Source organism: Paenibacillus sp. JJ-223 (assembly GCF_927798175.1).
GTDB lineage: Bacteria > Bacillota > Bacilli > Paenibacillales > Paenibacillaceae > Paenibacillus > Paenibacillus hubeiensis.
The window spans coordinates 19,832-38,068 of the sequence record NZ_CAKMMP010000009.1; the positions used below are offsets into that span (position 1 = coordinate 19,832).

14 protein-coding genes and 1 other annotated feature are annotated in these 18,237 nt (G+C 51.0%); of the genes, 9 read left to right on the top strand and 5 right to left on the bottom strand.

All coding sequences use genetic code 11. The features are described from left to right. Positions 1–216: 216 nt before the first annotated feature. Positions 217–1,674, top strand: coding sequence for an Msr family ABC-F type ribosomal protection protein (locus L6H98_RS16555; protein WP_236416764.1), 1,458 nt, complete (start codon positions 217–219; stop codon positions 1,672–1,674). Positions 1,675–1,912: 238 nt separating this feature from the next. Continuing rightward, positions 1,913–4,183: a helix-turn-helix domain-containing protein gene (locus L6H98_RS16560; protein WP_236416765.1), complete on the top strand. Its 2,271-nt coding sequence runs from the start codon at positions 1,913–1,915 to the stop codon at positions 4,181–4,183. Positions 4,184–4,287: 104 nt separating this feature from the next. Here L6H98_RS16560 and L6H98_RS16565 read toward each other — a convergent pair whose 3' ends face one another. The 3 genes from L6H98_RS16565 to L6H98_RS16575 are packed head-to-tail and all read right to left on the bottom strand — an operon-like array spanning position 4,288 to position 7,675. Continuing rightward, a complete protein-coding gene (locus tag L6H98_RS16565; RefSeq protein WP_236416766.1) occupies positions 4,288–5,796 on the bottom strand; it encodes an extracellular solute-binding protein in 1,509 nt (502 codons plus the stop codon). Positions 5,797–5,850: 54 nt separating this feature from the next. Next, on the bottom strand, positions 5,851–6,732 hold the full coding sequence (locus tag L6H98_RS16570; protein ID WP_236416767.1) for a carbohydrate ABC transporter permease: 882 nt from the start codon (positions 6,730–6,732) through the stop codon (positions 5,851–5,853). A 19-nt stretch (positions 6,733–6,751) separates the two neighbouring features. Continuing rightward, positions 6,752–7,675, bottom strand: a complete 924-nt coding sequence (locus L6H98_RS16575; protein WP_236417040.1) for a sugar ABC transporter permease — start codon at positions 7,673–7,675, stop codon at positions 6,752–6,754. A gap of 358 nt (positions 7,676–8,033) precedes the next feature. On the opposite strand from L6H98_RS16575, the gene L6H98_RS16580 reads away from it, so the two are divergent. After that, a complete protein-coding gene (locus L6H98_RS16580; RefSeq protein ID WP_236417041.1) occupies positions 8,034–8,330 on the top strand; it encodes a hypothetical protein in 297 nt (98 codons plus the stop codon). A 198-nt stretch (positions 8,331–8,528) separates the two neighbouring features. Further along, a complete protein-coding gene (locus L6H98_RS16585) occupies positions 8,529–9,398 on the top strand; it encodes a DUF4085 family protein (RefSeq protein ID WP_236416768.1) in 870 nt (289 codons plus the stop codon). 75 nt (positions 9,399–9,473) lie between these two features. Here L6H98_RS16585 and L6H98_RS16590 read toward each other — a convergent pair whose 3' ends face one another. Both L6H98_RS16590 and L6H98_RS16595 read right to left on the bottom strand, forming a co-directional pair. Next, a complete protein-coding gene (locus L6H98_RS16590; RefSeq protein ID WP_236417042.1) occupies positions 9,474–10,991 on the bottom strand; it encodes a HAMP domain-containing sensor histidine kinase in 1,518 nt (505 codons plus the stop codon). Between the two features lie 4 nt (positions 10,992–10,995). Next, the gene (locus L6H98_RS16595; RefSeq protein WP_236416770.1) at positions 10,996–11,679 is read right to left on the bottom strand and encodes a response regulator transcription factor; all 684 of its coding nucleotides are present in this window, start codon (positions 11,677–11,679) and stop codon (positions 10,996–10,998) included. 195 nt (positions 11,680–11,874) lie between these two features. Between L6H98_RS16595 and L6H98_RS16600 the strand changes: the two genes are divergently transcribed. The 5 genes from L6H98_RS16600 to asd all read left to right on the top strand — a co-directional run bounded on the left by L6H98_RS16600 (position 11,875) and on the right by asd (position 18,173). Beyond that, positions 11,875–14,151, top strand: a complete 2,277-nt coding sequence (locus L6H98_RS16600; protein ID WP_236416772.1) for a glycosyltransferase family 39 protein — start codon at positions 11,875–11,877, stop codon at positions 14,149–14,151. Between the two features lie 28 nt (positions 14,152–14,179). Beyond that, positions 14,180–15,166 carry a glycosyltransferase family 2 protein gene (locus L6H98_RS16605; protein WP_236416773.1) on the top strand — a complete coding sequence of 329 codons (987 nt, stop codon included), beginning with the start codon at positions 14,180–14,182 and terminating at the stop codon, positions 15,164–15,166. After that, the gene (locus tag L6H98_RS16610; RefSeq protein WP_236416774.1) at positions 15,159–15,593 is read left to right on the top strand and encodes a GtrA family protein; all 435 of its coding nucleotides are present in this window, start codon (positions 15,159–15,161) and stop codon (positions 15,591–15,593) included. The genes L6H98_RS16605 and L6H98_RS16610 overlap by 8 nt, the downstream gene beginning before the upstream one ends. A gap of 3 nt (positions 15,594–15,596) precedes the next feature. Beyond that, positions 15,597–16,478, top strand: a complete 882-nt coding sequence (gene galU, locus L6H98_RS16615; RefSeq protein ID WP_236416775.1) for a UTP--glucose-1-phosphate uridylyltransferase GalU — start codon at positions 15,597–15,599, stop codon at positions 16,476–16,478. Positions 16,479–16,559: 81 nt separating this feature from the next. After that, positions 16,560–16,842: a binding site (T-box leader), on the top strand. A 245-nt stretch (positions 16,843–17,087) separates the two neighbouring features. Beyond that, the gene (gene asd / locus L6H98_RS16620) at positions 17,088–18,173 is read left to right on the top strand and encodes an aspartate-semialdehyde dehydrogenase (protein ID WP_236416776.1); all 1,086 of its coding nucleotides are present in this window, start codon (positions 17,088–17,090) and stop codon (positions 18,171–18,173) included. Positions 18,174–18,237 lie beyond the last annotated feature (64 nt).

Below are 18,237 nucleotides of genomic sequence, written 5' to 3' on the forward strand. Positions count from 1 at the left end.
TCTTATTCCCGTTTACGTTGAATCGCAGGCGATGGCTTGCGATTTTTTGCGTTTTTTATCCATGCAGCGTTAAAAGCTCAAAACAAGTCCAAGGACAGGAGGCACGTAAATGTTCAAAATGATGTTGTTGTTCTATTGATACGGGTCGGCACGAATCGGCTCGTATCGATACAGCGCTATCGATACGAAATATCAAACATTTCGGAGGTAGCGAAGATGGAAAAAATGTGTTTTGAAGTGGAACAAGTGGAGATTTCCTTTCAGGATAGAGTGTTACTGAATATTGAACGCTTGGCCGTGCATCAGTTTGACCGGATCGGGATCGTGGGGAGAAATGGCCAAGGCAAGAGCACGCTGCTTAAATTGCTTGCAGGACGGCTCATGCCAACAGCGGGCAGGGTAAAGCGTTATGTGGACTTTGCATACTTGGAGCAGACGGCCGCACCTGAAGATAAAAGTGAGATGGAGCTTGATGCCAAATTGCTTTCGAGGCTGGCGATCCCGTCCCATTCTGGTTTAAGCGGCGGCGAAGAAACGCGGTTGAAGTTGGGGAATTTGCTGGCGCATTACCATGAGGCACTACTGATCGATGAGCCCACCACGCATCTGGATCGTGACGGCATTGCTTTTATGCTGGATGAGCTGCGGTTCTACTATGGTGCATTGATTCTCGTCAGCCATGATCGCGCGGTGCTCGATGAGCTCGTAACAACGATCTGGGAGGTCGAAGACGGCCAAGTGCATGTGTACACCGGAAACTATAGCGACTATAAAGCCCGGAAACAGCTGGAACATGAACAGCAAAATCAGGCATACGACCAATACGTGAAGGAAAAGAGGCGGCTCGAACGCGCTGCGCAGGACAAAATGGAGAAGGCAGCGAAAGTGACCCAGCCAGGCCGCACTTCAAAACGGGAAGCCAAGGCCAAGGCCAATCGCATGTTTGAGACAAAGTCAAAAGGAACAAGCCAAAAAGCGGTTCATCGCGCGGCCAAAGCCATCGAGCAGCGAATGGATCGGCTGCAGGAGGTTCACAAAGTTCAGGATCGCCAGCCCCTTGTCTTTCGTCAATCCGCTGCGCTGAAGCTGCATAACCGTTTTCCGATCATGGCAGATCGTTTGACCCTTTCGGTGGAGGGTAAAATGCTGCTACACAATGCAAGCTTCCAGATTCCTTTGGGGAGCAAAGTAGCCATTACGGGCGCAAACGGCAGCGGCAAGAGCACGCTGCTTAACCATATCGCCAAGGGAGGGCAAGGAATCATGCTGTCCCCCAAAGCCCGGATCGGGTATTTTCGGCAAATGAGTTATCGTTTTACGGCCGATGAAGGTATCCTGGCATTTTTGCACAAACGGACTACGGCCGAGGAAAAACAAATCAGATCCGTGCTGCATGCGATGCGATTCAGTCATGCGGACCTGCAGCGCAGCGTGATGACCCTGAGCGGAGGTGAAGCGATCCGGCTTCAGCTGTGCCGGCTCTTTCTGGAGGAGTATAATATTTTACTGTTGGACGAACCGACGAATTTCCTGGATGTAGACGCCCTCGAGGCATTGGAGAACTTCGTGAAAGCTTATGAAGGAACGCTGATCTATGTAACGCACGATCAAGCGTTTGTACGCCATACCGCTGATATGGTTCTCCACATGGAGCAGGGCAGGTTAAGGCAGTAGGAACGAATAAGCTTCATCAACGCTTGTCAGACATGGAAGCCGCCAGCGTGAGTGCTGTCGGCTTTTTATGGCGATGTTCGCTGGAGGGTCCCTCCATCGTTCATGAAACATCGGCTGCGTCTGTCCGGAACCCGTATGTTTCTGTATGGAATCCGCAACGATTGGGATAAAATGGTTGACTCGATCCTGTGAATTAACTAATGTAGGGTTATCGCGGTTGGAACATAGAGGAGGCGCAATGAAGCTAAGGTCCCTTTCTTTCTTATGGAAACTGTTATTGTTCTCGGTTGTAATAGGCACGCTGCCCGTGATTGTGCTGGGCGCTTTTTCATATTACAATTCTTCGCAAACCGTGCAAGAAAAGGTGAATGAGGGCAACAAACTGTTGTTGCGGCAAATGCAAACAGGCGTCGAGCAGATGCTCCGGACGGTGGATAACTCGGCAACGCAGTTTTTGCAATCCCCGGTGGTTAATCAGGTGTTTGCGAAGCCGATTACCAATCAGGATTTTGAAATGGTTCATGAATTATACAAAGGCATTGCCACGATTCAAACCTATGAGCTGGGCATCCGGGAAATTTATTTGTATAGTCTGGATCATCATTGGATGGTGACGAGCACCGGCGTGAATGAATATGCATCTCCGGGCTTTGGACCACAGCTCGAATCTTTCTCCCGTGAGCAGCCAGGCTCTTTTTGGAGTATGGTGCGATCCAATGATGCGGTGGATTCCGCGGGAGCCGTGTTTTTTGTAAAAAAGGTACCGTTTAATGCAGCGAATCCGAAAGGCATCATTGGCGTTGAACTGTCCCGGGACGTCATCCAAAGAAGGATGGCTGTTCAGAACGGTAATTTGGGAAACGCTTTCATATTGGATCAAAGCTTTCATCCGATCACGGTAGGAAATAGGGACATTGTACCCGCAAATGGCAGCGACGAATCCTATTTGCAGCAGCTTCAGGAAACGAAGTCGGCCGCAGGGCAGTATGTTTCCAAGCTGGAAGGCAAGGCGGTAACCGTCACTTATCGCAAATCGTCCTACAATGGCTGGATTTACGTGTCTGTTGCATCGAACGAACAGATCAATGAACAGAACCGGATTATCGGATGGATTACCTTGCTCGTCTGTTTGGCTATTTTGGTGCTGACTCTGGTCCTTGCCTGGTTTGGTTCCAGACGGATGTACCGTCCGATCCGTTCCATTCACGCAGCCCTTGCGGCCATTGGTACTGCGCGAGAGCGGGAGGAGCCTCTCGGGGAGCTGCAGGTGATCGGAGAACGCGTGAATGATTTAATACGCAACCAGTCACATATGATGAACGAACTTCAAGGTCAGCAGATACAGCTCAAAGAATTTTTCATGCATAAGCTGCTGGCTGGAGAGATTGGTCATGCAGACTTTGAAGAAAAATTGGGTTGGTACGGAATCGACCAGGCGTGGCCGTGCATGAGTTTGCTCGCGATTCAGATCGATACGTTGCAGGATACCCGTTATGAAGAGGCAAATCGGGATTTGCTTATGTTTGCCATCAATAACATGGTTGGTGAACTGGTACCGCAGGCGAACCGATTGGAGCCGGTTGTTATAACGGACATGCAAGTCACTTTGCTGGGTTCAAGCAAAACAGGCCAAGAATTGAAGGAAGAACTGTTCATATTGGCGACGGAAATTCAAAGGACAGTCTCCAAGTATTTAGGGATTAAAGTGAGCATCGGAATAAGTCGACCGTTCGGTTCGTTTGCACGAACTCGGGAAGCATTGCATGAATCTGAGACGGCGCTTAAATTCAGCGTAGGACTTGGACAAGAATCGATTTTGTTCATTGAGGATGTGCAGCCGAAGACCCATGATGTGGGCATGTTCCCTCAAGACAAGGAACAAGCTTTATTTGATGCCATGCGGTCAGGCAACATCGTGCAGGCAGAGATCGAATTGAAACAATTCATTATGGAGCTTTTTCCGTCAAATACGTCATTCCAGGATTACCACTTGTCTTTGCTGCGTTTGTTGGTCGACATTCTCCGTTTCGGTCATGAACTGTCCATCTCGGCGGAAAGCACAACGGAAGACGAGTCTTCGCTGATCCAATCCTTGTTCAAGCTGCGCAATGTCAAAGAGATCGAGCACTGGTTCTGGTCATTGTTTGTTGAACCGTATACATGTGAGCTGGAGCGTCGTCGCGAAACGCAATTCAAACATATTTCAGAAGCCGTCATCGATATGATTCATCGTGAATATGACCATGATCTGACGCTGGAAAACTGCGCTGCCCGGATCAACTACCATCCTCATTACGTGAGCCGTGTGTTCCGTCAGGAGACAGGAATCAATTTTGGGGAATATTTGACGCAATATCGAATGGATATGGCTAAAAAGTGGTTAAAAGAGACCGACATGAAGATTTCGGAAATTGCAGAACGATTGCAGTACAACAACTCCGCCAACTTCATCCGTTCTTTTCGGAAAATTGTAGGGATGACACCTGGAAAGTTCAGGGGAGAGAGCTAGTGTGATCATCGTTGCCAGTAGAGTAGAAGAAAAAGCCCCATGGAATCGGTAATCTCCGATTGATGGGGCAGTTGCGTTTGTCTGGGATCTCGGTTTCCAATGATCTATTTGGTGGATTTGGCGTACTCCGCATTGATTTCTTCAATAATTTTGCTGCCGCCGCCTTGCAGCCACTGATCGACTGCTTTTGACCAATCGGCCTCGCTGGCCGTGCCCATGATGAATTTGACGGTCGCGTCCTGAATGATTTTATTCAGTTCATTGCCGAGTTCGATGGCCGTATTCGAGATGAACGGTGCAGCAGGATTGGGTATGGCAAACGTCGCATTGTCCTTGAACAATTCCACGCTGCGCTTTTCCAGCTCGGTGCCGTAGTTTTCAACCTCGTTCTGCAAAATCATGAACTGGCTGCTGTCCGTCATTTCGGCCCGCAATTTCGGGTCGGGGTTCTGTACGTATTCCCCGTTTTCAATCGTAAACTGTTTGCCTTCGATCCCATATTTCAACAGGTTCTGAATGTCTTTTTCAGACACGCTGTCAAAGTAGGCAAGAATTTGTTTGAGTTCTTCCTCCGTTTTCACGCTTGTTTTCGGAATCATGTACATGCCCAAATAACCTGTTCCCGCTCGTGTAGCATCCCCATTTGGTCCGGCGATCCGGTTGATCAGCTGTATTTTAGCCTCGGGAGTCACTTTCTTGATATTGTCTTCAATGTTTTTGCCGTCAACCATGTTGTCGATCCATAGCCCGGCTTTGCCTTTATACATCACGGATCGCCCGTCTTGAACAAGCGCGAAATCCTGATTGATGAGTTTTTCATCATACAGTTTCTTATAGAACTTCAATGTTTCCAAATAGGCTTCGGTCATATGAGCGGGAATCAATTGGCCGTCTTTCAACTCCCATTCGTTGGGACCTCCGAGAAATACAAGCACATCCTTGAAGCCTGCGATATTGTTTCCCTGCATACCGACGGCAAGCCCGACCGTATCCTGGCGGCCGTTTTGATCGGGGTCCTCCGTGGCAAACGCTTTCAATACGTCGTAAAGTTCATCTACGTTTGTCGGGGCATCCAATCCAAGGTGCTCAAGCCAATCTTGGCGAATCATTAAGCCGAAGCGTGCGATATCCCGCTCACGGTAGAGGCCGTAAATTTTGTTGTCGATGGATGAATTGCTCAGTACGGTTTCGGACATCTTGCTCAAATTCGGGTAATCTTTCAAATAGGGGCCAAGTTCCCAGAACATGCCCGACCTGGCGGCATTCACGATAAAGGAGGCTTTGGGCTCCAAAGCTACGAAAGTTTTCGGAAGCTCGCCCGATGCCACGGTAGCGCTCAGTTTGTCCGTGTAGGACGAAGAGGGCACCCAAGATACGGTTAAATCGGTATTCGTTTTTTCCTCCAGTGTGGTGAGAATGGAACTGTTTGTGCTCATTTGCTCTGCACTATACGTAGGCAGCATCATCGTTAAGGCAAGTGGACCTGGGCTGCTTGAGCCCTGTTCTCCTTGGGTAGAAGCGGGTTCGTTTCCGCCGCAAGCGGTCACGGTCATAAGCATTGTTGCGATCAGAGCAGACGTAGCCAGCCGTGCTTTCCGATATCGTTTGTTCATCTTATTTCCCCCTACAACATAATGGTTGAATGAGCTGAATTCATTCGGGTGCGGTTAGCCTTTCACGGAGCCCAGCAAGACCCCTTTGGCAAAATGCTTTTGCAAAAACGGATACACCAGCAAAATCGGCAGCGTGGATACGACAATGACCGCCATCTTGATGGATTGTTCCGGCGGCGATACGTAATCCGACTCCATGGCCGCGGAATCCCCGATTCCGCCCGAAGCCAAAATGACGAACTGCCGCAACAAAACCTGTATGGGCCATTTGGCATTATCGTTGATATAGAGTACGGCGCTGAAATACGTGTTCCAGTGACCTACGGCGTAGAACAACGAGAAGGTCGCAATGGCAGGCATGGAGAGCGGGATCACGATCCGAAAGAACACGCCGAGATCGTTACATCCATCGATTTTGGCCGATTCCTCCAGGCTTTCGGGGAGCTGATGGAAAAAGTTGCGGATAATGATCAGGTTAAATGCACTGATTGCTCCCGGAATGAGCAAAGACCAATACGTATCGATCATGCCCAGTTGTTTAACTACGAGGAATGTGGGAATCATGCCGCCGCTGAACAGCATCGTGAATACGACCAGCATCAGAATCGGTTTGCGAAAATCCATGTCTTTGCGCGCCAACGGATAGGCCATCAAGCAGGTAAAGAAGATGTTAATCAACGTGCCGAATGCCGTAATGTAAATGGTCACGAACAGGCTTTTGACAAGGGTAGGGGTAGAGAAGATGTACCTGTATGCATCCAGTGTAAACTCTGTTGGGAACAAAATGAAGCCGCGAAGCAGCAATTCCTTCTGTGTGGCGAAAGAACCGGCAACCACGTAAATGAAAGGAAGCACGGTTAACAAAGCAAATGCGGCCAATAACGCGATATTCAAACTGTCAAAAATGCGGCTTCCCAAGCTGGGTTTGATCATCATTCTTTCCATGCTCCTTTCCTTAGTAAATGCCTTCTTCACCGAATTTTTTGGCCATATGGTTGGCGGTCACGACCAAAATCAGTCCAATCAGCGACTTGAATAGCCCAACGGCTGTGCTGAAGCTATACTGTCCCTGGCTAATTCCGACGGAATAAACATAGGTATCAAACACTTCGCCAACCTCGCGGTTCATGGCATTGAGCATGAGGAAAATTTGCTCGAACCCCGTATCCAGGAAATTACCCAAACGAAGAATAAGCAAAATGATGATGGTGCTGCGGATGGCCGGCAGCGTAATATGCCACAGCTGACGGAGCCGGTTAGCGCCATCCATGCGCGCGGCCTCATACAATTGGGGATCAACGCCCGATAATGCAGCCAGAAAAATAATCGTCCCCCATCCGGTCTCTTTCCATATCACTTCTGCGGTAACGATCGTGCGAAACCACTCATTGCTTGCCAGAAAATTGATTTTCTCCTGACCGAAATAGGCGAGAATATCATTCACGATTCCGCCTTCCGTCGTCAGAAAAATATACGCGATGCCGACAACGACCACCCAGGACATGAAATGGGGGATATATACCAAGGTTTGAACCGTTCGTTTGAATAGTTGGTGCCGCAGTTCGTTCAACATCAGCGCTATGATAATCGGCAGCGGAAAGAAAAATAGAATATTCAAAGCAGCAAGCACCAACGTGTTCCGAAACAGGACGATGAAGTTCGGATCGTTAAAAAAACGTTCGAAATGTTTGAAACCGACAAACGGGCTATCCCAAAATCCGAGGAACGGCTGATAGTCTTTAAATGCGATGAGCACGCCATACATCGGCCAGTATTTGAACAGCAGGAAATACAAGAGGCCGGGAAAAAGCATGAAATACAGCCATCGGTTCTTCACGATTCTGCCTAACCGGGTCGGTGCTCTGGATACCGGGACCATGAGCGTCGATTTTTTTGCGTGATGGATCATGTCATTTTCATTCCTTTCTGAGGCGGTGTCTTTGGGAGGAGCATAGCTGCATCATAGCGGGAGAGAACAATTGCCGTCGATAGTCCCTGATTGTCTAGTTGGCCGGGGAAGTGCGATGCAAAGGGATATTTCATGCTGTAGTCATTCGTTGCGCCAGCAGTCAATTGTTGCGCTATGGGGTCATAACCTCCATTTTTTCTGGGGAATGCATGTGGGCAGCGAACGATGCTTCCAATACCCTGTCTTTGCTAAAGACGCGGAATAATTTCTGCCCATACTGTTTAAAATAAAGACGTTTTTCCAGATTCCAACAGAGAGGAGAAGGATGATGAAAGACAAGTTCCTGCCGGAAGAAAGGCGGCCGTATACAGATGTCTCAACGGTGGAGTCCCAGCGAAACGACCTGACGTTTGAGGAATTCCCGGAAGGGCCGTACGGGTCTTCGCTCTTGTCCGAATCTTTGGGGAAAAGCTCGCCTTGGCGCGCCGATCAGCGTACGGCCCACCGGTTCGATTACGAGTATCACGAGCTGCATGAAGGTGAGGACCGGGATTATCCCGGACAGGATGTGTTTGACGAATCTGTTCCGGATGATATGAATAAACCGCAATATCCTGTGGAATAGCCCGGGGATATGGAAACATCGCCAGCATGCATGGACCATGCAAAGAGGCATATTTTATAAGCGCAAAAACCCATTGCCATGGATCTTCTGCTGGCGATGGGTTTTGTGTTGTTGGTGTACCATGTCTTATAATTTAAAAATGATGGACGTACCTTATCTTCCAAAGAAACCCAAAGATACATATGAAGGAGAGAATGAATGAAATATTTGACCAAGGAATGGTATGAGCTTTGTCAAAAGACCGGATTACACTTCGGTAAAAGAGTACACCGTGGGGCTGAGAAACGGGACGAAGCATTATATAAACGGCTTTACAAAAGAAAAGAGAATGAATTCATAAAAATGCAGCGTGAAATCTATGATGTGGATCCCCGCTTCATGCTCGAACAGGAAGGAACATTGATGATCCCCCTTGAAAAGTTCGTTACAGGTGAGGAGGTTTCTTCTGAGGAAATGAAGATTTACGAGATGACTCCCGAAGAAAGACAAAGAATACAGACATATATTGATGAGTATGATGCACGACCACCCTTTGATGAGGTGAACTCCAAACAGCAATTCAGTGACAATCATGAGTGGAGCTGCCGAGAAGAAATACGAAGGCTGCCCCTTGCGCTTTCCAGTCAAATCGCAGATGAACGGGTATTCGCATTGGGCTACTGCACAAAGGAAGTTATGCGGCAGCTAAAGCTATTGAGCAAAGAGAACGAAAAGAAAATGATGCATACCCTGGATGAATATCGGAAAGTAAGGCAAAATGAACAAATTCCTGAAGATATCCAACGTAAATTCAGTTTTCACGATTGCAGAGTGATCCGCGTAGATTCTGGCGAAGCCGTGGTTATTCGACTTGATACAGAGGGAGGATTTACAAACCTCAATCACATTACGTTTGTTGGGGCTGAAATTATAAAGCAGGATGAAATTGTAGGAAGCTGCTGGCTCTATGAGGAGCTTTATCGTATAGACCATGGGTATGAAGCGCACGTGCTTTTTGAGGATGGAAGTGAACTCATTATTCGTTGTAATGACATCATCATTGTACAGGAGCCGGTCGGAACGGACTAACTTTTTACCCCATTTTAAAATTAAAATACGTTGTTGCTGAAGCCTGCCCAAAAGGACAGGCTTTTTCGTTTGGATCTACCTCATCAGCGGCAGCAGTACCTTGAATGCAGTCCCCGATCCCGGTTTACTGGTTACCATGATGCTGCCGCCGTGCATCTCGACGATCGAACCCGTGATGGCAAGCCCTAGCCCGGCACCGCCCTGTTTACGGGAGCGCGAAGAGCTGGTGCGGTAGAATCGTTCGAAAATATGGGGAAGATGCTCCTGATCAATCCCGATTCCGTTATCTGAGATGCTCAGCTCCGCATACCCTTCTACGGCATACAGGTTCAGGGCAATCCGACCGGACGTCGGGTCCGTATGCTGAACAGCATTCTGGAACAGGTTGAGCACCACTTGCTTCAGCTTGTGGGGATCGGCGGACATATGCAGGCCGGCGGTCAGATCAAAATGCACGGTGCGTTCGCCGGCCATGATCAGAAGCTGCGGCGCCATGTCCCGGAGCAGACCGTCAAGCCGGACATCGGCATGTTCAAGCCGGGGAGCCTGATCCAGTTTGGTGAGCATCAGCAGGTCTTCCACAAGTTTGTTAATGCGCACCGATTCGCCGTGCATGCTGTTCAGCGCGAGATGCAGCTGTTCTTCATTATTGGCTGCACCCCGCTGCAGCACTTCGATGAAACCGTGGATGGACGTGAGCGGCGTGCGCAGTTCGTGGGAAGCATCCGACAAAAAACGCTGCATGCGTTCTTTGGAAGCACGTTCGGCTCCAAATGAGCGTTCCAGCCGTTCCAGCATGCCATTGAACGACTGGGCAAGCTGATCAATTTCCCGCTGTCCCTGCACGGCAGGCACACGCTCGGCCAGACTGCCCGCATCGATGCGCTGCACCGTATCGACCATGTTGGACAGCGGAACCAGCGTTCTGCGCATCGCTTTGGCGTATAAAGCAAGACCGGCAACCAAAGCCAGCAGCGAAAGCGCGATAAAAATCATCAGCTGTTTCAGGATCAAATCCTTGAACGGCTTCGTTTCGGTCCCCATTTGCACGAGCGGAAAGCCATAGTTGCGTGGTCCCGGCGTGGAAAAGACGATCAGCTGTTCCTTGCCGGATGCATCTGTAACGATGCGGTAGGTGACGTGCTGTTGGTCGTTCAATTGGTCCAGAATGGCGGAATAGTCCGATTCCTGCAGCCGTGGAGCGGCCAGCCCGTCCGAACCGAATACGTCCTGAAATTGGCCTGATCCTTCAATGATCGCGAGCGAGCGATCGGGAATGAACAGGAAACGGCCTCCATTGCCCCTGTCATCGGGACTGCCCTGGCCGGAAGGGAATGCTCGGAACGTCTCGTTCCGGGAAGATATGCCCAGCCAGACGGGGGGCATGGATCGCAGCTGCTGCTCCATCGTTTTGGCCTGGCTGCGGTAGAGGAAACTTTCCATGATCCAAAACTGAACAATGCCGATCAGGAGCAGCAGCACGGCCAGAATGATCAGGGAGCGGGCCAGAAGTTGGGAGCGAAGGGAGCGAAGACCGGACCATTGCCGCAGCCGATCCATCCACTTCAATTTATGGGTAAGCATACGCTTCATCATGTTATAAGTCCACCCGGTATCCGACGCCGCGCAGCGTGCGAATTAACCGATGTTCCTTATCGCCAAGCTTGTCCCGCAGCGAACGAATGTACACTTCGACGATATTTTCTTCCCCGCCAAAATCATATCCCCATACCCTGCTTAGTATGGTGGCTTTACTTAGTACAATGCCGTGGTTGTGCACGATGAATTTGAGCAGTTCGTATTCGGTTGGCGATAGCTCCAGGACTTGTCCCTGATAGGTAAACTCCTTCCGCAGATCATCGATGCGGAACGGGCCGTACGTGACGGCTCCCATTAAGAGAGGAAACTGGTTGCGAAGTCTGGCCTGAATTCGTGCGAGCAGTTCGTCAAAAGCAAACGGTTTGATCATGTAGTCATCGGCACCGAGCCATAACCCTCTGACCCGGTGTTCCACTTCATCCTTGGCAGTAAGCATAATGACCCCGACCGGATGCCCTGCGCTGCGCAGTCGTTCCACGACCTCAAAACCGTCCATTTCAGGCATCATTACATCAAGAATGACCATATGCGGCTGGAATTCGGATGCGACTTCAAGCGCCGTGGCGCCATCGGGAGCGGTGCGTACGTCGAAGCCTTCATTGCTCAAACCCAGCTCCAGAAATTGCAGGATATGCGGCTCATCGTCAGCCAGCAATATTTTCACAGCAGTATTCAGCTTCATTCGTGGATAGTCCTCCTGTGTGATCCGTTTATGCATGCCCAATAGGCAGAATTATGATCTATTATTGCGCTCCAACCTGAAAATTAGCTGAAAGATCAACCATTGATCCTCAGTTAACATTCAGCGGGCGCTCATCCTGATTTTATTTTGGCGTGCAACAATATGAGCATGAAGAACTTGGAGGAGTGATGCTTTTTGAATCAAGCGAAACGAAGGATCGATCCGGTTCTGGTGCCGATCCTGCTGCTGGCGGCCATATTGAACGGATACGGCATCTGGAACGATCAATACGCCAATTCCTATTACACTACGGCCGTAGGAAGCATGCTGCGAAATTTCCACAATTTTTTCTTTGCTTCGCTGGATTCCGCCGGATCGGTTACCGTGGACAAACCTCCGGTGGTCTTCTGGATTCAGACGGCATTTGCTTATGTATTCGGATTGCACGGTTGGAGCGTCATTTTGCCGCAGGCGTTGGCGGGCATCGGCTCGGTGCTTCTGATTTATTTCATGGTCAAACCAACATTTGGACTTGCAGCAGCCCGCATCTCGGCGATGGCGATGGCAACGGTGCCTGTGGTGGCGGCCGTCAGCCGGACCAACAATATCGACAGCATGCTGGTATTTACTTTGCTGCTCGGATCATGGTTCCTGTTCAAAGGTGCGGGCAAGGGCAGCATTTGGCGGCTTCTCGCTGCGTTTGGGCTGATCGGACTGGCCTTCAACATGAAAATGCTGCAAGCATACATGATTTTGCCTGCATTTTATCTGTTTTACCTATTGGCATTCGGCGCCCCGTGGAGAAAAAAGCTGTTGGCCTTGGTGGGCGGCACGGCCGTGCTGGCAGCCGTTTCGCTATCTTGGGCGGTGACCGTGGATTCGATTCCGGCAGACGAACGTCCGTATATCGGCAGCAGCGAAACGAATTCCGTGCTGGAACTGGCCTTTGGTTATAACGGCCTTTCGCGGCTTACAGGGCAGCAAAATACGGGCAATCGCGGAATGTCCAATGCAATGGGAGCCGGAAATGAGCGTGGCGACAGATCGGGGGAGACTGCGGCGCAGGAAACTAACGGTGGCGCTGGCAGAGCAGACCGTTCCGGCATGGAAATATCGCCGGGCACACCCGATGATGCTTCGAATGCGGGCGGGGATGGCGACGGCCGGAGCAATGGCATGAACGGCACCGGGTTCCCGCAAGGACAGATGCCAAATGGATTCGAAATGCCGACGGGCATGGATTTCGCCGGTTTTAACGGCGGCGGAGGCATGGGCGGCATGTTTGGCACAGGTCAGAAAGGGCCGCTGCGGCTCTTCCAGACCGAATTGTCCGGACAGGCCAGCTGGCTGCTCCCTACAGCCTTACTTGGAGCGGTTGTGCTTCTGGCCGGAATTCGGCGCAGGAATGTCACAGAGCAGCATAAACAGACGCTGTTCTGGTTAGCTTGGTTGTTCCCGGCAGCTGCATTTTTCAGCGTCGCCGGCTTCTTCCACCAATATTACCTGATTATGCTGGCGCCGCCCGTTGCGGCTCTTACAGGTGCCGGATTCGTAGCCATGTGGAAGGCGTATCGGGAACGCCAAGGATGGATGGCGTGGCTGCTGCCGTTGTCCGTGCTGCTGACGACGGTATTCGGCTGGTACATCATGCAGGCATACAATGACACCATTGGCGCAGGCTGGTCCATCGGCGAGCTGGCGGCTGGCGTCCTGATCTCGCTAGTTCTGGTCGTGATGCTGCAGCGTGCGCATTCGCTGAAGCAGCCGCTGGCGATTGCCGGGTTCATGGTGATGCTGATCGGTCCTGTCTACTGGGCGTTCACGCCGATTACGTATGGCGGCAACAGCATGATTCCGGCTGCAGGACCGACAGGTTCGAACGGCATGTTCGGCGGCGGAGGTATGGGCGGGCGAAACACTGGCATGGCACCTCCAAACGGAGGAGGCAACATGAATGGATGGCAGCCTTCCATGGGCGGCAATAATGAGGGTGCTTCCGCTCAGGCAGGCGATATTCCTGCCGGGACACCGGGCATGGGGAACGGAAACGCCGACCGGAACAGGTCTTCCATGAGAGGCAGCGGAGGACCGGGTAACCGGAACGAACAGGTGGACGAAACGACGTTGAACTATCTCAGGGAACATAACACCGGGGAAACTTATTTGTTTGCAACGACCGACTACAATCAGGCTGCACCGTACATCATTGACGAGAATGAAGCGGTCATTACGTTGGGCGGTTTCTCCGGTTCGGATCCGGTATATACCACGAAGAAGCTGGAACAACTCGTGGAGAGCGGACAGGTGAAATATTTCATGGTCGGCGGCATGGGCGGCCGCGGCGGCAATTCGGAAATCACGAACTGGATCAAGGAACATGGAACCGAGGTTCCGGCTTCGGAGTGGACTTCGAACGCGGAAGGCGGAGATTCGGGTTTTGGCGGACAGACGACCCTATATGAGGTGCAATGACAGAACCATTACAAAGGAGGGAGCGGACATGGCTCAAACTTGCCGTTACAGCATTATTATCCCGATGTATAACGAAGAAGCAGTCATAGGCGAGACCTATCGGCGCCTGAAAAAAGTGATGGGCGACACGGGAGAAAGCTATGAATTGTTATTTGTCAACGATGGCAGCGTCGATCAATGCGCGCAAATGATTCGTGATTATGCGCGCTGGGACGACAGCGTCAAGCTGATTGATTTTGCCCGCAATTTCGGGCATCAGATTGCGATCACGGCGGGCATGGATTATGCCGCAGGGGATGCGGTGGTCATCATCGACGCCGACCTGCAGGATCCGCCGGAGCTCATTTTGGACATGATTTCCAAATGGAGAGAAGGCTACGAGGTCGTATATGCCAAACGGACGAGCCGAAGTGGGGAAACCCGCTTCAAAAAGTGGTCCGCCAGCCTGTTCTATCGCGTGCTTCGCGCTTCTACCGATACGGATATTCCCGTCGATACCGGAGATTTCCGTCTTATGGATCGCAAAGTGGTCGACGAGATGAAACGCTTGCCCGAGAAAAACCGCTTCGTGCGCGGTTTGGTCAGCTGGGTCGGTTTTCGCCAGACGGCCATTGAATACGAGCGCGACGAGCGGTTGGCCGGTGAAACGAAGTACCCGTTAAAACGCATGCTGAAGCTGAGTCTGGACGGAATCACCTCTTTTTCGCACAAACCGCTCAAGCTGGCCGGTTATGTTGGTGCAATTTTGTCTGCGGCAGGATTCATCTACATGCTGTCGGTGTTCGTTTCGGCCATTTTCACGGATTCAACGATCAAAGGCTGGCCGTCCATTGTGAGCATTATGCTGATGTTTAACGGGTTTACGCTGCTTATGCTGGGTATTCTCGGGGAATATGTCGGGCGGATCTATGATGAAACGAAAGCACGCCCGCTCTATATCGTGAGAGACGTCTATCCGGTGGAGAGCCAGTCCGGGCCTGTTCGTTTGACGAGCAGAGCTGTGCGACATGATTAAGCGCCTGGCTACGATCCTGAAGTTTGGCGTGGTGGGATTGATGAATACGGTCGTGGATGCGGCGGTATTCCTGATATTGACGGCGGCTGGCGTGCCGGCACTGGCCGCTCAAGCCGTATCTTATGGATGCGGAGTGTTGAACAGTTATTGGTGGAACGGCCGCTGGACTTTTCGGGATGCCGATCGGCGTGGAGGCGGATCGGAGCTGGTTCGTTTTATCATCATCAATGTGCTGGTGCTTGCGGGCTCGACGTTCCTGCTGTACTTGCTGAACAGCGTTCTTGACTGGAACCTGTGGACCAGCAAAGCGGCAACGACGGTTGCGGGCATGCTTTTCAATTACATGGCGAGTCGGTATTGGGTGTTTGGTACAGGGGCCGAAAAGAACGCTCGCAGAACACCCGATACCCATGAAAGGAGGGCCTGACATATGCACATTAAAAAAGCAGTAATTCCGGCGGCGGGTCTGGGCACCCGCTTCCTTCCGGCAACGAAGGCGCAGCCCAAGGAGATGCTGCCCATCGTGGATAAACCCGCGATTCAGTATATTGTAGAAGAAGCGGTGCAGGCAGGCATCGAAAGCATCATCATTGTAACCGGACGCAACAAAAAATCGATCGAGGATCATTTCGACAAGTCGGTCGAGCTGGAATATTCCTTGTTTGCGAAGGGAAAAAAGGCGCTGCTCGAAGAGGTGAAGGCGATCAGCGAGTTGGCTGACATTCACTTTATCCGTCAAAAGGAACCGCTCGGGCTGGGACACGCCATCGGGTGTGCACGGCAGTTTGTAGGCGATGAACCTTTCGCCGTCCTGCTTGGGGACGATATAATGGTATCCGACCCGCCGGCGCTCGCCCAAATGATTCATCTGTACGAGCGGACTGGCAAGCAAATTGTCGGCGTTGGTGAAGTGAGAGCGGAAGACGTGAGCAAATACGGCATCATCGCATCGGACGGTGCCGCGGATCGCGTGCATCAAGTGAACGATCTGGTCGAAAAACCTTCCATTGCCGAAGCGCCTTCGCGCACGGCGGTTATGGGCAGGTATATTTTGAAACCTTCGATCTTTCCGATCCTGGATCAGCTTGAACGGGGTGCAGGCGGCGAATATCAATTAACCGATGCGTTAAAAAAAGTCAGCTACAATGGAGACTTGCTCGCGCTGGAGCTCGAAGGGCGTCGTTATGATATTGGAGACCAATTCGGCTACATCCAGGCCATTCTGGAGATTGGCTTGATGCGCCGAGATTTGCAGCCGATGCTGAAGCCGTATTTGCAGCAGCTCGCCACGCAGGCGGTGACCTGTTCTTGACAGCTGCCAATAACTTTATTCGGCAAAATTTTAAAAATGTATTTACTTCACGCCCCAAGGTTTGATATTATAGTCGCAATATCAAATGCGATGAAGAGACGAGTAAATAAAAGCGTTCTTTCACAGAGAGCTCCGGCAGGCTGAAAAGGGGCAAAGAATTTTTATTGAACAAAGACTCAGAGCAGCGCATCGGAACTGGCGGCAAGCAAGGGATGGTGCGACAGGAGCTCCTGTTACAGAGCTGGAGTAAGGAAGAGGATGAGGCTTTAATGCAAGCTGCACGTATCCCCTTACTCGACGAGGCAGATATGGCGACATATCTGCGAATCCGGGTGGTACCACGAGTATATATCTCGTCCCTGAGACTTCTGTCTTGGGGGACGGGATTTTTTGGTTTTTCCATATGGTGCATACACGATTTGGAATGGCCTGAATAGTGTTTAATAAGGGAAGAAAACGCGATTTCCCGGCACTGATTACACAAACCAAATATATTAGTCGCAATGAACCGATACCTGGGTACTTGCAATCGAGAGGTGTCGTGCGTATTACCAATTCGACTTATATAAGACCAAGCATTCAACCTACATCGAAAGGAAATGATGATTCATGTCAGCAAGATTGAAAGTGGGTATTGTCGGAGGAACGGGCATGGTGGGTCAACGCTTCGTGGAGCTGCTGGACGGACATCCATGGTTCCAGGTGACTGCGATTTCCGCAAGCGCCAAATCCGCAGGCAAAACGTATGAGGAATCCGTGCAAGGACGGTGGAAACTCGCGACTCCGATTCCTGAAGAGGTGAAAGGCATCCTTGTACAGGATGCTTCGCAGGTTGAGGCATTTGCAAGCCAGGTAGACTTCATTTTCTGTGCCGTGGATATGAAAAAGGACGAAATCCAAGCGCTGGAAGAAGCGTATGCGAAAACCGGAACGCCGGTGGTGTCGAACAACTCCGCGCATCGCTGGACGGCAGACGTGCCGATGGTCATCCCTGAAATTAATCCGGGGCACCTTGAGGTGATCGAAGCTCAGCGCAAACGTCTCGGTACCAAAACAGGCTTCATCGCGGTGAAACCGAACTGCTCCATTCAAAGTTATGTGCCGCCGCTGCATGCGCTCCGCGATTTCAAGCCGACGCAAGTCGTGGCATCGACATATCAAGCCATTTCGGGCGCAGGCAAAAACTTCACCGACTGGCCGGAAATGCTGGACAATGTCATTCCGTACATCGGCGGGGAAGAAGAGAAAAGCGAGCAGGAGCCTCTTCGCATCTGGGGAAGCGTCGACAACGGCCAAATCGTCAAAGCGGCATCGCCTCTTATCACGACGCAGTGCATTCGCGTTCCTGTAACGGATGGCCATCTGGCAACCGTGTTCGTCAACTTTGAGAACAAACCGTCCAAAGACGAAATTTTGGAACGTTGGCTGCAATTCCAAGGCCGTCCGCAGCAATTGGAGTTGCCGAGCGCGCCGAAGCAGTTCATTACGTATTTCGAAGAAGAGAACAGGCCGCAAACGAAACTGGATCGGGACATCGAGCGCGGTATGGGCATCTCGGTAGGCCGTTTGCGCGAAGATTCGTTGTACGATTACAAATTCGTGGGTCTTTCCCACAATACGCTGCGCGGTGCGGCGGGCGGCGCGGTTCTGATCGCAGAACTGCTCAAGGCGGAAGGATACATCCAGCCGAAGTAATGATCTCGTTTGCACGAAGCGAAATCTGTTTGCAGAATAAAAGCGAACGTTTATATGTATTGTG